This is a genomic window from Citrobacter sp. RHBSTW-01044 (assembly GCF_013781945.1).
Lineage (GTDB): Bacteria > Pseudomonadota > Gammaproteobacteria > Enterobacterales > Enterobacteriaceae > Citrobacter > Citrobacter braakii.
Genome location: NZ_CP056180.1, coordinates 3,257,471 through 3,272,167, shown reverse-complemented (window position 1 = coordinate 3,272,167; position 14,697 = coordinate 3,257,471). Strand labels below are relative to the sequence as shown.

At 54.8% G+C, this 14,697-nt stretch carries 12 protein-coding genes; 4 read left to right on the top strand and 8 right to left on the bottom strand.

Translation table 11 applies throughout. The features are described from left to right. Positions 1-5: 5 nt before the first annotated feature. From HV352_RS15955 to cecR, 4 genes are read right to left on the bottom strand one after another with little or no spacing between them, the layout of a single operon-like run. On the bottom strand, positions 6-1,139 hold the full coding sequence (locus tag HV352_RS15955) for an ABC transporter permease (RefSeq protein WP_016156059.1): 1,134 nt from the start codon (positions 1,137-1,139) through the stop codon (positions 6-8). Beyond that, a complete protein-coding gene (locus tag HV352_RS15950; protein ID WP_181634876.1) occupies positions 1,132-2,868 on the bottom strand; it encodes an ATP-binding cassette domain-containing protein in 1,737 nt (578 codons plus the stop codon). The genes HV352_RS15955 and HV352_RS15950 overlap by 8 nt, the downstream gene beginning before the upstream one ends. Continuing rightward, the gene (gene hlyD / locus HV352_RS15945; RefSeq protein WP_016156061.1) at positions 2,861-3,856 is read right to left on the bottom strand and encodes a secretion protein HlyD; all 996 of its coding nucleotides are present in this window, start codon (positions 3,854-3,856) and stop codon (positions 2,861-2,863) included. Before hlyD ends, HV352_RS15950 begins: the two co-directional genes overlap by 8 nt. Continuing rightward, on the bottom strand, positions 3,853-4,530 hold the full coding sequence (gene cecR / locus HV352_RS15940) for a transcriptional regulator CecR (protein WP_016152358.1): 678 nt from the start codon (positions 4,528-4,530) through the stop codon (positions 3,853-3,855). The genes hlyD and cecR overlap by 4 nt, the downstream gene beginning before the upstream one ends. A 221-nt stretch (positions 4,531-4,751) precedes the next feature. Here cecR and rhlE point away from each other — a divergent pair, with 221 nt between their 5' ends. The 4 genes from rhlE (at position 4,752) to HV352_RS15920 (ending at position 10,586) form a co-directional block, all read left to right on the top strand. After that, the gene (gene rhlE / locus HV352_RS15935; RefSeq protein WP_047415258.1) at positions 4,752-6,095 is read left to right on the top strand and encodes an ATP-dependent RNA helicase RhlE; all 1,344 of its coding nucleotides are present in this window, start codon (positions 4,752-4,754) and stop codon (positions 6,093-6,095) included. 96 nt (positions 6,096-6,191) lie between these two features. Further along, positions 6,192-8,342: an ATP-dependent DNA helicase DinG gene (gene dinG / locus HV352_RS15930; protein WP_046274637.1), complete on the top strand. Its 2,151-nt coding sequence runs from the start codon at positions 6,192-6,194 to the stop codon at positions 8,340-8,342. A 29-nt stretch (positions 8,343-8,371) separates the two neighbouring features. After that, complete coding sequence (gene ybiB / locus HV352_RS15925; RefSeq protein WP_181632737.1) at positions 8,372-9,340, top strand: DNA-binding protein YbiB; 969 nt, start codon at positions 8,372-8,374, stop codon at positions 9,338-9,340. Between the two features lie 160 nt (positions 9,341-9,500). Continuing rightward, positions 9,501-10,586, top strand: a complete 1,086-nt coding sequence (locus HV352_RS15920) for a malate/lactate/ureidoglycolate dehydrogenase (protein ID WP_019076349.1) — start codon at positions 9,501-9,503, stop codon at positions 10,584-10,586. Positions 10,587-10,683: 97 nt separating this feature from the next. Here HV352_RS15920 and ybiJ read toward each other — a convergent pair whose 3' ends face one another. The 4 genes from ybiJ to HV352_RS15900 all read right to left on the bottom strand — a co-directional run bounded on the left by ybiJ (position 10,684) and on the right by HV352_RS15900 (position 14,593). Beyond that, on the bottom strand, positions 10,684-10,944 hold the full coding sequence (gene ybiJ / locus HV352_RS15915; RefSeq protein WP_016152363.1) for a DUF1471 family protein YbiJ: 261 nt from the start codon (positions 10,942-10,944) through the stop codon (positions 10,684-10,686). Positions 10,945-11,244: 300 nt separating this feature from the next. Then, positions 11,245-11,511: a DksA/TraR family C4-type zinc finger protein gene (locus HV352_RS15910; RefSeq protein WP_003035233.1), complete on the bottom strand. Its 267-nt coding sequence runs from the start codon at positions 11,509-11,511 to the stop codon at positions 11,245-11,247. A gap of 75 nt (positions 11,512-11,586) precedes the next feature. Continuing rightward, positions 11,587-12,264: a PKHD-type hydroxylase YbiX gene (ybiX, locus tag HV352_RS15905; protein ID WP_181635482.1), complete on the bottom strand. Its 678-nt coding sequence runs from the start codon at positions 12,262-12,264 to the stop codon at positions 11,587-11,589. A gap of 43 nt (positions 12,265-12,307) precedes the next feature. Next, entirely contained in the window at positions 12,308-14,593 is a 2,286-nt protein-coding gene (locus HV352_RS15900; protein WP_181634875.1) for a catecholate siderophore receptor Fiu, read from the bottom strand. Positions 14,594-14,697: the final 104 nt, after the last annotated feature.

The window sequence follows — 14,697 nt, the reverse complement described above, 5'->3', positions numbered from 1 at the left end:
TCCCCTTAATCCAGCCGACGTTTGGTTTTAAGCCACGTCAGGCCAATAAACATCACCGCCGAAGCGATTAAAAACAGCACGTTGATAATCAGCACCACCGGAATATTTCCCGCCAGAAACAGGCTTTGTAGGGTGCTGACGAAATAACGAGCCGGAATAATATAGGTTACTGCCCGGATAATCGCCGGCATGCTGTCTATCTGGAAGATAAAACCTGACAGCATAATCGAGGGCAGGAAGGCGGCGTTTAGCGCGACCTGCGCGGCGTTAAACTGGTTGCGGGTGATGGTGGAGATAAGCAACCCCATGCCGAGCGTGCTGAGCAGGAACAGGCTGGTAATGAAAAACAGGATCAGCAACGAACCGCGATAGGGCACGCCGAGAATAAACACCGACACCAGCATACACAGCAGCATCGCCAGCATGCCCAGAAAGTAATAGGGGATCAGTTTGCACAGCAGCAGTTCGACGCGGGTGACTTCGGTAGACAACAGCGCTTCCATGGTTCCGCGCTCCCATTCGCGCGCCACCACTAATGAGGTGAGGATAGCGCCAATAACCGTCATGATGATGGTTACCGCCCCGGGAATAATAAAATGTTGGCTGATGGCCGCCGGGTTAAACCAGTAGCGGGTCTGCACGTCGATCAAAGGTTCAAATGATTCTCCGCGATCTTCCGCCCGCTGTTGTTGCCAAATCTGCCAGATGCCTTCGACATAACCCTGTACAAAGTTAGCGGTATTCGGTTCACTGCCGTCGGTGATCACCTGGATCGGCGCCACGTCGTTGGGTCGCGCCATCTGCTGGGCGAAATCCACCGGGATCACCACCAGCCCGCGAATGCGCCCGGCCTGCATTTTCTCAATCAATTCCTGACGGTTATCGCTGATGGTGGCGTCAATATACGGTGAACCGGTCATGGTATGGGTAAAATCCAGCGCCTCTTCGCTTTGCTGTTCGAGCAGAATCCCTACCCGCAGCTTGCTGGAGTCGAGGTTGATCCCGTAGCCGAAGATAAACAGCAGCAGCAGCGGGATCACCACCGCAATCAGCCAACTGCTGGGATCGCGGACGATCTGGCGCGTCTCTTTCACGCACAGCGCGCGTACGCGACGCCAGGAGAGAACGGAGTTACTCATGCGTATGCTCCTTATCCCAGTCATTGATTAGCGTGATAAAGGCCTGTTCCATGGTCGGGTCTGGCGTCTCACTGTCAGCAGCCTGAGCTTTCAGGTCGTCCGGCGTACCGCTGGCAATCAGTTTGCCGCGATACACCAGCCCGATGCGATCGCAGTATTCTGCCTCATCCATAAAGTGGGTGGTCACCATCACCGTGACGCCTTTTTCCACCATGCTGTTGATATGTAACCAGAACTCCCGACGGGTGAGGGGATCGACCCCGGAAGTGGGTTCATCGAGGAACAGAATGTCGGGTTCATGCATCAGCGAACAGGCCAGCGCCAGGCGCTGTTTAAAGCCCAGCGGCAGTTCGTCGGTGGCGTGGGAGGCGATACTCTTCAGGCCGAATGCCTCGCTCATCCGCTCGATTTTCTCCTTCTGCGCCCGACCGCGCAGGCCGTAGACGCCGGAGAAAAAGCGCAGATTCTGTTCAACCGTCAGGTTGCCATACAGGGAGAATTTCTGTGCCATATAACCCAGATGCTGACGCGCTTTACCGGAGCTGACCTTCAGGTCCATGTCCAGCACCAGCGCTTTACCCGAGGTGGGGACCAGCAGGCCGCACATCATTTTAAAGGTGGTGGATTTGCCCGCGCCGTTGGGTCCTAACAAACCAAAAATCTCGCCGCGCTGCACGGCAAAGTCTACGTGGTCGGTAGCGGCAAAATCGCCAAATTTTTTGGTCAGCGCTTTGGCTTCGATCACCGTTTCACCTTGCGTGCCTTCCACGGTATGCAGGATAGCACCCAGCGGGGACTCCGATGTTCCGGCCCCGCCAAGTAAATCGATAAAGGCATCCTCGAAGCGGGGGGCGGTTTCGTTGATGGTTATCTCCGGCATGCCGTCAGCGTTTTGAATCTGCTGGGCCGTCGCTTCTTTTTTCAGGATTAAGCGGACGGATTTCCCCTGAATCATCCCGTCGCTAACCTGCGGCAGTTTTAACGTGCGTTGCAGCAGTCGGCGGTTATTTTCCTGCGAACTGCTCATCAGGAAGCTGCGACCCGACATGGTTTGCGTAAGCTGAGTGGGATCGCCCTGATACAGCAATTCACCTTCGTTCATCAGCAGCACATCACGGCATTGTTCAGCTTCATCCAGATACGAAGTGCTCCAGAGGATCAGCATGCCGTCCCCGGCCAGCTCATGAACCATTTGCCACAGTTCGCGACGGGAAATAGGGTCGACGCCCACGCCAGGCTCATCCAGCAGTAACACGCTGGGTTCACCGACCAGCGTACAGGCAAGTCCGAGCTTCTGTTTCATGCCGCCGGAAAGCTTGCCGGCCAGTCGTCCGGTAAACGGCCCCAGCGAGGTAAATTCCAGTAGTCGGGCAAAGGTTTTTTCTCGCGCTTCACCGGTAACGCTACGTAAATCTGCATAGAGATTAAGGTTCTCCATGACGGTCAAATCTTCATACAGACCAAATTTCTGCGGCATGTACCCCAGTACCGCATGCAGCGCGCTGTCGTCTTTGATGGGATCAAAACCAATTACCGTTGCGCTACCGGCGTCGGGTTTCAACAGCCCTGCCAGCATTCGCATCAGCGTGGTTTTGCCAGCGCCATCCGGCCCGACCAGCCCGGTCACGTAGCCCGCATGAACGGTACAGTCGAGCGGGGCGACGGCCGGTTTATCCATTCCGGCAAAGTTTTTCGTCAGTCCATTCAGCGTAATGACGGCGTCATTCATGCCGTGCCTCATCGCTGAACTTTATCGTTACCGGCATTCCCTGGCGCAGCGCATCGTCCGCGTCGGTCACCACAATACGCAGGCGATAAACCAGGTCGGTGCGCAGGTCAGGGGTCTCGACTGTTTTTGGGGTAAACTCGGCGGTGGGCGACACGAAGCCGATTTTACCGTGATACGGTTTGTCCGGACGGCCATCGGTGTAAAGCAGGATTTCGCGTCCTGGCTGCGCCTGGCTCAGATTTCGTTCATCAACGTAGGCGCGAACCCATACCGGACGCGTGAGTGACAGCGTCAGTACCGTGCCCCCTTCGTTCAGCATGCTGCCGGGTTCGACCGCACGGGTGAGTAACGTGCCGTCAGACGGCGAGGTCAGCGTGGTGTCATGCAAATTAAGCTCTGCCTGGGCCAGCTCGGCCTGAGCTTGTTCGAGCGTGGCTTTCGCCTGCTCGATGTCCTGCACACGATTACCGCTGCGGTATTGGCTGAGTTTATCCTGTGCGGATTTCAGAGAGGCCAGCGCCTGATCGCGTGATGAACGGGCGTTTTCCAGATCGTTGGCGGAGATAGTGCGGCTTTTCCACAATCCTACCTGCCGATTGTAAAAGTTTTGCGCGTAATCATAGGCTGCCTGCGCCTGTTTGACTGCCGCTGCGGTTTGCGCGATCTCTTCTTCACGATACCCTGCCAGCATCAGATCGTATTGCGCCTGCGCGGCGGCAACATTCGCTTTTGCCTGCATTAATGCGTTTTCATACGGTGCACGGTCCAGTTCGCCCAGCACCTGACCGGCGGTAATGGCATCGCCTTCGTCAACCGCCAGCGAGGCCAGCCTGCCGCCGACGCGAAAACTCAGGTTGACGCTACGGATATCGACATTGCCGTACAGCGTCAGACCGTTATCTTGCCGACTTTGATACCACCACGTTCCACCGGCAATCACGGCAACGAGGGCCGCGATGACCAGCCCGAGAACGACAGGTTTTTTCATGACTCCAGACTCCTTTGCGTTAAACCTTGCAGAATAAGATCGATGTGACAGGTGATCGTTTGGTCAATCAGCGCGGTTTTATCCTCATCAAATTGTGACCAGCCCGTACGCAACAGAATGGTTTCTTTCCCCAGACGAAAGGCCAGTACCTCGCCGAGTAGGGCGTGGGTGTGCAGGATCATTTGGGTATCGTTGGCATCGCCGCCGGTATAGGCAGCAATCAGGCGCGTCAGGTGAGTATGTAGCGGATTGATAACCTGGTCGTGCACCAGTTGATAAGCCGCGGTGGGGGAAAGCTGTTCGCGCGAAATAAATTTGCTCAGGTTAACGGTATCGTCCTGGGTTAACAGCATGATCATATTTTTGCAGGCGCGGAGGATCAGTTCGCGCATCGCGCCACGATCCGGTTCCGGCTGAGCAAACAGACGCTCGGCTTCTTCAGCGTGCGGGCGAAACTGTGAGCCGATAAAATCCGCAATCCACTGGGCGCAGGCGAGATATAAATCCTCTTTTGAGCCAAAATAGTAGGTGATGGCAGCAATATTTTGCCCGGCCTGCGCGGCGATATCGCGAGTAGTGGCGTGCAGACCATACTCGCCAAACTGCGCCAGCGCGGCGGCAATGAGCTGATTTTTCGCCTGTTCACCTTTGGTTGTCATGGTGGGTGTATTCATAGCACGACTCAGATCTTAATCAATCGATTGATTAAGATTATGACTGATGTGTAACCTTGTCCAGTCCGGACCGTTATTTTTCAGCGCAGGGATAATTTATGCGGCACATCACAAAAACTGCTACACTCCGCCCCTTCATGACATTGTGGTTTTTGTCATCTTTATTATATGTATCTCCCTGAAAACGACACCGGTAACGGTCAGGGTGGTTCGGAGTTGTTATGTCTTTTGATTCCCTTGGTTTAAACCCTGATATTTTACGTGCCGTTGCCGAGCAGGGTTACCGTGAACCTACCCCTATTCAGCAGCAGGCGATCCCTGCCGTGCTGGAGGGCCGCGATCTGATGGCCAGCGCCCAGACCGGTACGGGGAAAACGGCAGGTTTTACCCTGCCGCTGTTGCAGCACCTGATTACCCATCAGCCGCATGGCAAAAGCCGTCGTCCGGTGCGTGCGCTGATCCTCACGCCAACCCGCGAACTGGCGGCCCAGATTGGCGAAAACGTACGTGATTACAGTAAGTATCTGAATATTCGCTCGCTGGTGGTCTTCGGCGGCGTGAGCATTAACCCGCAGATGATGAAGCTGCGCGGCGGTGTGGATGTGCTGATCGCCACGCCTGGTCGTTTGCTCGATCTGGAACACCAGAATGCGGTGAAACTGGATCAGGTTGAGATTCTGGTACTGGATGAAGCTGACCGCATGCTGGATATGGGCTTTATTCATGATATCCGTCGCGTTCTGGCGAAACTGCCGGCGAAACGCCAGAACCTGCTGTTCTCAGCAACGTTCTCTGATGATATTAAGTCGCTGGCCGAAAAGCTGCTGCACAATCCGCTGGAAATCGAAGTGGCGCGCCGTAATACCGCGTCAGAGCAGGTGACTCAGCACGTTCATTTTGTTGATAAAAAGCGTAAACGTGAACTGTTGTCGCAGATGATCGGTCAGGGCAACTGGCAGCAGGTGCTGGTGTTTACCCGAACCAAACATGGTGCGAACCATCTGGCGGAACAGCTGAATAAAGACGGCATTCGCAGCGCGGCGATCCACGGTAATAAATCTCAGGGGGCGCGTACGCGTGCGCTGGCTGATTTTAAATCCGGTGATATTCGTGTGCTGGTGGCGACCGATATTGCCGCGCGCGGTCTGGATATTGAAGAGCTGCCGCACGTGGTGAACTACGAGCTGCCAAATGTCCCGGAAGATTACGTGCACCGTATTGGTCGTACCGGTCGTGCGGCCGCTACCGGCGAAGCGTTGTCTCTGGTGTGCGTCGATGAACACAAGCTGCTGCGTGACATCGAGAAGCTGCTGAAAAAAGAGATCCCGCGAATTGCGATGCCAGGCTACGAGCCAGACCCGTCCATCAAAGCCGAGCCGATCCAGAATGGTCGCCAGCAGCGTGGCGGCGGTGGTCGCGGTCAGGGTGGAGCTGGGCGTGGTCAGCAGCCGCGTCGTCAGGATGGCGGTGCGCCAAAAGCGAAACCGCGTAGCGGCGAAGGCAAACCGGCGGGCGATAAGCCTCGTCCACCGCGCCGTCCGCGCAAACCGTCTACAGCGCAGTAATTGCGAGCCCGGCCGAAAGGTCGGGCTTTTCTTTTTGCGACACGTATCAGAAAGTGCCACAATAGTGGCTGTTTATACAGTATTTCAGGTTTTCTCATGGCACTAACGGCTGCGCTAAAAGCGCAAATTGCCGCCTGGTATAAGGCGCTTCAGGAACAGATCCCCGACTTTATTCCCCGTGCGCCGCAGCGGCAGATGATTGCTGACGTCGCGAAAACGCTCACTGGGGAAGAAGGGCGGCATCTGGCAATTGAAGCGCCGACCGGGGTGGGGAAAACGCTGTCGTACCTGATTCCCGGTATTGCCATAGCGCGTGAAGAACAAAAAACGCTGGTGGTCAGTACCGCCAACGTTGCTTTACAGGATCAGATCTACAGCAAAGATTTACCGCTGCTGCGCAAAATTATCCCCGATCTGCGTTTTACCGCCGCGTTTGGTCGCGGGCGTTATGTCTGCCCGCGTAATTTAGCGGCGCTGGCCAGTAGCGAACCCAATCAGCAGGATCTGTTGGCCTTTCTCGACGATGACCTGACGCCCAACAACCAGGAAGAACAAAAGCGCTGCGCCAGGCTAAAAGGCGATCTCGACAGCTACAAGTGGGACGGGCTGCGCGATCACACGGATATCGCTATCGACGACGGACTCTGGCAGCGCCTGAGCACTGATAAAGCCAGCTGTTTGAATCGTAACTGTCACTACTATCGTGAATGCCCCTTTTTTGTCGCCCGCCGTGAGATTCAGGAAGCCGAAGTGGTGGTGGCTAACCACGCGCTGGTGATGGCGGCCATGGAAAGCGAAGCTGTTTTGCCTGAGCCGAAGAACCTGCTGCTGGTCCTTGATGAAGGTCACCATTTGCCGGACGTCGCGCGCGATGCGCTGGAGATGAGCGCAGAAATCAGCGCCCCTTGGTATCGACTGCAGTTGGATCTGTTTTGCAAATTAGTGGCCACCTGCCTGGAACAGTTTCGTCCAAAAACCACGCCGCCGCTGGCGAATGCCGAGCGTCTGAACGGTCACTGTGAGGAACTGTATGAGCTGATTTCATCGCTCAATAACATTCTTAATTTGTACATGCCTGCGACCCAGGAGGCGGAACACCGCTTCGCGATGGGCGAACTGCCTGCGGAAGTGATGGAGATTTGTCAGCGTCTGGCGAAGCTAACAGAAATGCTGCGCGGTCTGGCGGAACTGTTCCTCAACGATCTCAGCGAAAAAACCGGCACCCACGATATTGTGCGTCTGCATCGGGTTATTTTGCAGATGAATCGGGCGTTGGGCATGTTTGAGGCGCAAAGCAAACTGTGGCGGTTGGCTTCGCTCGCGCAGTCGTCAGGCGCGCCGGTGAGTAAATGGGCGACGCGCGAAGTGCGTGACGGGCAGATCCACGTCTGGTTCCACTGTGTGGGGATCCGTGTGAGCGATCAGCTTGAACGACTGCTGTGGCGCAGCGTACCGCATATTATCGTGACCTCCGCCACGCTGCGTTCGCTCAACAGCTTCTCGCGTTTGCAGGAGATGAGCGGGCTGAAAGAAAAAGCAGGGGACCGGTTTATCGCGCTGGATTCACCGTTTAATCACGTTGAGCAAGGCAAAATCGTCATTCCGCAGATGCGCTACGAACCGTCAATTGATAACGAAGAGCAGCATATCGCGGAAATGGCCGCCTATTTCCGCGAACAGCTGGAAAGTAAAAAGCATCAGGGCATGCTGGTACTCTTTGCCAGCGGTCGGGCAATGCAGCGTTTTCTTGAGCACGTTACCGATCTGCGCCTGCTGTTGCTGGTACAGGGCGACCAGCCGCGCTATCGACTGGTGGAGCTGCACCGCAAGCGGGTGACCAACGGCGAGCGTAGCGTACTGATAGGGCTGCAATCTTTTGCCGAAGGTCTGGATTTGAAAGGCGACTTGCTGACCCAGGTGCATATTCACAAAATTGCTTTTCCGCCTATCGACAGCCCGGTGGTGATCACCGAGGGCGAGTGGCTGAAAAGCCTGAACCGCTACCCCTTTGAGGTGCAGAGCTTGCCTGCGGCGTCATTCAATTTGATCCAGCAGGTTGGGCGACTCATTCGTAGCCACGGCTGCTGGGGAGAAGTGGTTATTTATGACAAGCGTTTATTGACCAAAAGCTATGGCAAGCGTTTACTGAACGCATTACCCATATTTCCGATAGAGCAACCTGCTGTGCCAGACGTTATAGTAAAACCAAAAGAAAAAGCGAAACCCACGCGTCGCCGTCGGCGTTAACGATGCGAGCAACAGGCAAGGAGTTATCGATGGATTACCGCAAAATCATCAAAGAGATTGGGCGAGGAAAAAATCACGCGCGTGACCTGGATAAGGATACTGCTCGCGGACTGTATACCCATATGATGAACGGCGAGGTGCCCGATCTTGAGATGGGCGGTGTACTGATTGCGCTGCGTATTAAAGGCGAAGGCGAAGCGGAGATGCTGGGCTTTTACGAAGCGATGCAGAACCACACCATTCGCCTGAGTCCGCCAGTGGCCAAACCCATGCCGATTGTCATTCCCAGCTACAATGGCGCGCGCAAGCAGGCAAATTTGACTCCGCTGCTGGCGATTTTACTGCATAAACTGGGCTTCCCGGTGGTGGTGCACGGTGTCAGCGAGGATCCAACCCGCGTGCTGACTGAAACCATTTTTGAACTGATGGGGATTGCGCCGACGCTGCATGCCGGGCAGGCACAGGCAAAGCTGGATGGTCATGAGCCGGTGTTTATCCCGGTGAGTGCGCTGTGTCCTCCGCTGGAAAAACAGCTGGCGATGCGCTGGCGAATGGGCGTGCGTAACAGTGCGCATACGCTGGCTAAATTAGCCACGCCGTTTGCCGAAGATGCCGCGCTGCGTCTTTCCAGCGTTTCTCACCCGGAATACGTATCGCGCGTGGCGAAATTTTTCGGCGATATCGGTGGGCGTGCCCTGTTGATGCACGGTACCGAGGGTGAAGTGTACGCCAACCCGCAGCGCTGCCCGCAGATAAGCCTGATAGATTCGTCCGGCGTGCGAGTGCTACAGGACCGGCAGAGCGAGATGCCCGATGAGCCGGTCCCGCTGCCGGTGGCTAAAGACCCGGAAACTACCGCGCGCTGGATTGAGCGTTGTCTGGCGGGCAGTGAGCCGGTTCCGGCATCGCTGAAAATCCAGATGGCCTGCTGCCTGGTAGCAACCGGTGAATCCGCGACGCTGGCTGAAGGACTTGGCCGCGTCGAGCAAAGCTTCTGATTTTTCTTTCTCCCGACGGTCCTTTGCCAGGCCCGTCGGTTCACGCTTTCCGGCAACGTGAAATTTCTGCACGTTTATTGATCTCCTGAGCGCTGTGGCGCAGCATAGTTTGTTGAATAATAAGAAACACAATCAACACGCGACACAACAGGAGATAACAATGAACAGTGGACATCGCTTCCATGTGCCAACGCTGCACGCCTTTATCCAGGCCGTTTTTCACCAGATGGGAAGCAATGAGCTGGAGGCGCGGCTGGTGGCCGACCATCTGATAGCCTCTAACCTCGCCGGCCACGACTCCCACGGTATCGGCATGATCCCAAGCTATATTCGCTCATTTTCGCAGGGACACCTGCAGATCAACCGCCATGCCAAAGTGGTCAACGATGCGGGAGCGGTGATTACGCTTGACGGCGACTGCGCATTTGGTCAGGTGGCGGCCCACGAGGCAATTACGCTTGGGATCGAAAAAGCGCGCCAGTACGGTATCGCTGCCGTGGCATTACATAATTCGCACCATATTGGACGCATTGGCTACTGGGCGGAGCAATGTGCGGCGGCGGGTTTTGTTTCGGTGCACTTTGTGAATGTGGTAGGGATCCCGATGGTCGCACCGTTTCATGGCCGCGATAGTCGATTTGGCACCAACCCCTTCTGTGTGGTGTTCCCACGTAAAAATACGTTCCCGTTGTTGCTGGACTATGCAACCAGCGCCATCGCGTTTGGCAAAACCCGCGTGGCATGGCACAAGGGTGAGCCGGTGGCTCCGGGATGCCTGATTGATGCTAATGGGGTACCCACAACCGATCCTGCCGTAATGCAGGTCTCTCCGCTGGGGTCGTTGCTGACCTTCGCCCAACACAAAGGTTATGCGCTGGCGGCAATGTGCGAAATTATGGGGGGAGCGCTTTCTGGTGGTAAAACCACACATGAAGAGAGCCTGCAGACCAGCGCGGACGCCATCATTAACTGTATGACGACCATCATTATGAATCCGGAACTGTTTGGCGCGCCGGACTGCGACAACCAGGTCACGGCCTTTGCTAAGTGGGTGAAAGCGTCCCCCCATGCTGAAGATGCCCCGATCCTGTTGCCAGGGGAGTGGGAGGTGAATACTCGTGAAGAACGGCTGGAGCAAGGTATTCCGCTGGATGCCGGAAGCTGGCAGGCGATTTGCGAGGCGGCGTTGCAAATAGGGATGCCAGACGCCGTGTTGCAGGAATTCCGTCAACGACTGGAACACTAAGCAAAAAAAAGCCCGTCCAGTGGCGGACGGGCAAACAAAGGGTAACAAACAGGGTCAATGAGGGTTGGAGCATTGGGTCGTACAGGTAATCTTTCGGTTATTTATAGATAACCGCGGTGCCGCTCATTTTGTCTTTGCCGATAGCGGAAGTGATGCTGTAACCCGTTGCACCAGCAGCAGTCGCTTTTTCAGCCAGTTTTGCTTCCAGGCCGTCCAGCGTGGTAGCGCCGTCAGCAGATACCACACCAATTTTGTTCATGTTTTGCGCCTGAGTAGAGGAAACTGGCTCGGCAGCAAAAACGCCAAATGACAGGGTAGACAGAGCGATGGCGGCAACAGCAAATTTGATATTTTTCATGATTAATTTCTCGCAGGTTTGTTCTGTTAGTCAGTGTTCTTTAAGAAGACGTTGTTTCGTCGATGTGAGAAGTATCACGTTTTTTTATGCGAGATAAAATCGAATAGAATTGACGACATCAATCAAAAAAATTGAATGACAAATAACTTATTGAATATTAATAAATTCGAAAGAGGGATTTACAGTTCTTGTCATTGCGCTTTACAGAGAAACCGACAACGGCACATTTTGCTACACAGAGTGCAAAAAAGCGTGCTCGTAAAGGAAATCGTATGCGCTGAAACTTTCGGTAAAGATAAGTCAACGTAGCTGGCTGTCTTTCGAACCTCTGCGATTATATCCTGAAAATGCTGCGCTATGTGAATCTTTATCCTGCTGGCATGTGATGCACAAGCGTACGCCGGGCACGGCCTCCCGTCTGGCCTGAGGGATTGGATTACCACATTCTTCGCATTCATACAGACTTTCCCCCGTCGGTAACTCACCGCGGGCGCGGGCAACAGCATCTTCAATAGTATTGTTGATCTGTTCGTTAACAGCGTCGTCATTTGCCCATCCGGATGCCATACCTACCTCCTGCTGATGTCTACAGAATAAGTATAGCGAATGTGATGGCTGAAAAACGACCACGCGTCAGCGGTATCAGATTTCAGACCATTCGCGCAGCAGGTTATGGTAGAGATTGAGAAGCGACAGGATCTCGCTACTCTCCCCATGACGTGTCTTCAGGGACTGGATGTTTTTATCCAGTTCAAAAAGCATGGCGCGATTTTTATCGTCCCGGATCATCGACTGGATCCACATAAAGGATGCCACCCGAACCCCACGGGTCACCGGCGTAACGCAGTGCAGGCTGCTGGAAGGGTAAAGTACCAGATCGCCTGCCGGAAGTTTTACCGCATGCTGGCCGTAGGTGTCATTGACCAGCAGCTCTCCTCCCTCATAATCGTCAGGATTACTCAGGAATAAGGTGGCGGAAAGATCTGTGCGCATCCAGCCGTTTTGCGGATGACTACGCACCGCGCCGTCAACGTGAAAACCGTAGGTCTCGTTGTGCTGGTAGCGATTGAACAGCGGTGTGGAGAGCGTTTTCGGTAATGCAGCGGCGAAGAATAACGCGCTGTTGTTCACCGCGTTTTGTACCGCCTGTTGTAAAACGCCGTAACGCTCACTTTGCGTATCCACCTGCTGGTTGTTTTTAACCTGCGCACCCTGAGCGCCGGTGGTTGCGCGTCCATCAACCCAGTCGGCAGCGTCCAGTTGTTCGCGAAACCAGGTGACATCCTGCGCCGACAGAATACCGGGAATGTGATACATCATCATTGTTTCTCCTGAAAGTGGGGCTTACGCCCCACGTAAAAGATCAGAAATGCATATTTGCCGTGAGCAGGAAGGTTCTTGGCTCACCGGGATGGTAACGGTATCCGCTCTTGTTAATGGAGGATACATAATCGGTGTCGAACAGGTTATAGACGTTCAACTGGAAATCGAGATTGCGATTCACGCGATAACCCAGTTTCGCGTCGGCGACCCAGTAACCTTCGGTGTAGGATGGCGTACCCACGGCCCCGTCGGAACCGCGATGCATACTGCCCACGTAGCGAGCGCCCGCGCCAACAGAGATATCATCGGTAGCCTGATACTGGTTCCACAGCGTGAACGCATGTTCTGGCGTGTACGGCAGGGATGAAGAACCATCCTGAGCAACGTTTTTGCCGCTGTGGATCGCCGCGCGCTGCTGGGTGTAACCCCCAATAACCTGCCATGCGGGAGTGATGTTCCCTGCTACCGAGAGTTCGTAACCTTCAACGCGCTTCTCCCCGTACTGGGAATATGTGCCGTCGTCGTTCTGCTCAACTTCGTTCTCAATATTCGTACGGAAAATCGCGGCAGTTAACAGCAGGCGCTTATCCAGCACCTCCCATTTGGTGCCGATCTCGCTGGTTTTTGCTTTCTGTGGTTTGAAATCGGTACGGTTCGCACTGTTACCGCTTCCGCCCTGAGCGAGGGCAAAGTTGCTGCCGCCTGGCGGTTGCTGAGAAACAGCGTAGTTAATGTAAACGTTACCGTTATCGGTCAGGTGATACAGCGCGCCCGCTTTCCAGTTCACCAGATTGCCTGATTTGGCAGTATCCACGGTGGTGACCGGAGAACCTTTCGCCACGCCTGTCGGACACGCGACCGCGCCGCGACCAGAAGCGCCGCAAGCGGTGGCGCTGTCATATTCCGTGCGGTAATTGTCGAGGCGAATACCACCGTTTAGTTCAAACTCACGGGTAATCTGTAGCGTATCAAAGGCGTATACACCGAAGGTATCGGTTTGCCCGTTAGCATTAGCGCCGTTACGAGACAATCCGTCGATATTCACATTGCTGTTGGGGTGATAGATATTTACCGGCGGCGGGGTGATCGGGTTTACACCATAGTTGGTTTGCGTTTCACGCGTTAGCTCCACGCCGGTGCTGATGTCGTGACCGATGGCTCCCGTGTAAAATTTTGAGGTCAGGTTGGTCTGGTTGGTCAGGATCTTATTGCTGACATCTTTGGTATTTGCCAGGCGTGACCAGGTCCAGGTGTCGACGCTGCTGGAGGGTTGAGTGATGTTAGTCGCGCCGCCCATCACCGCCGTCATCAGATAATCCTGCTTAATGCGTGACCAGCGGGTGGTGTTGCGAATAGTGGTGCTGTCGTTCAGGTCATGTTCAAAACGCATCGTTGCGGTATCGGTCGTTGAATCGTCGTAATCCGAGTTGGTACCGTAGAAGTTATGCGTATCCACTTTTCCTGACTGATTCAGTGCAGCAGTCCCCGCGGAAGGCGCGGAATATCCCGGCAGACCGATGGTGGGGACACCACCATCCGGGGTGTTGTGCTGGGTGACATGCAGATAGTTCAGATACAGTCGGTTCTCAGTGCCTAAGCCAAAGGCGAGGGAGGGGGCCACACCATAACGTTCATTCTTAACGTTATCGCGACCGGCATCATGCGTTTTTTCACCCATCAGGTTTAACCGTGCAGCGGTGGTCTCGCCGATGACCTGGTTAATGTCCAGCGTACCACGGCGGAACCAGGCGCTACCGACGCTGGCCGAGGCATCGATCCCTGAGTCAGTGCGCGGCTGTTTGCTGATCATATTGATGGAGCCCGTTGGCGCGCTACGGCCATAGTCGGTGCCGGAGGGGCCTTTGATCACTTCAACCTGTTCGGTATTGAAAGTGTCGCGCGTAACGCTGCCAATATCTCGGATACCGTCGATATAAATACTGTTCGAGGTATCCGCACCACGCATGTACACCGCGTCACCGGTAGTGGAGTTACCGTTCTCACCGGCGAAAAACGCGCCAACGCCCGGTACGTTTTTCAGCGCATCGGTCAGATTGGTTGCACCTTGATCCTTAATCACCTGCTCAGAAATCACTGTCATGGTGCGGGTTGTATCCGCTACCGGGCGGGAGAACTTAGGGTCGGCAGACTGCGTTGGGGCGTATAGAGAAGGTTTGGCCGCTTCAACAACCAGCGTATCTTCTTGTTTTTTATCTTGATCGCCCGCGGCGACAGCCTGAGCTACCGGAGACAGGCCAATACACAGACCGGCAAAAAAAGTCAGTGAATGAAAACTACTGGCAGGCAAATTGCGATTTTTATCCATGTTAGTGAGTGACTTATTATTTTTTGAGTAGACGGTTTCACTCGCGCGAAGGGACATCTCTGTGGATGTTATACCCTGCAGGCCTCGCGGGAGTGAACGTGTAA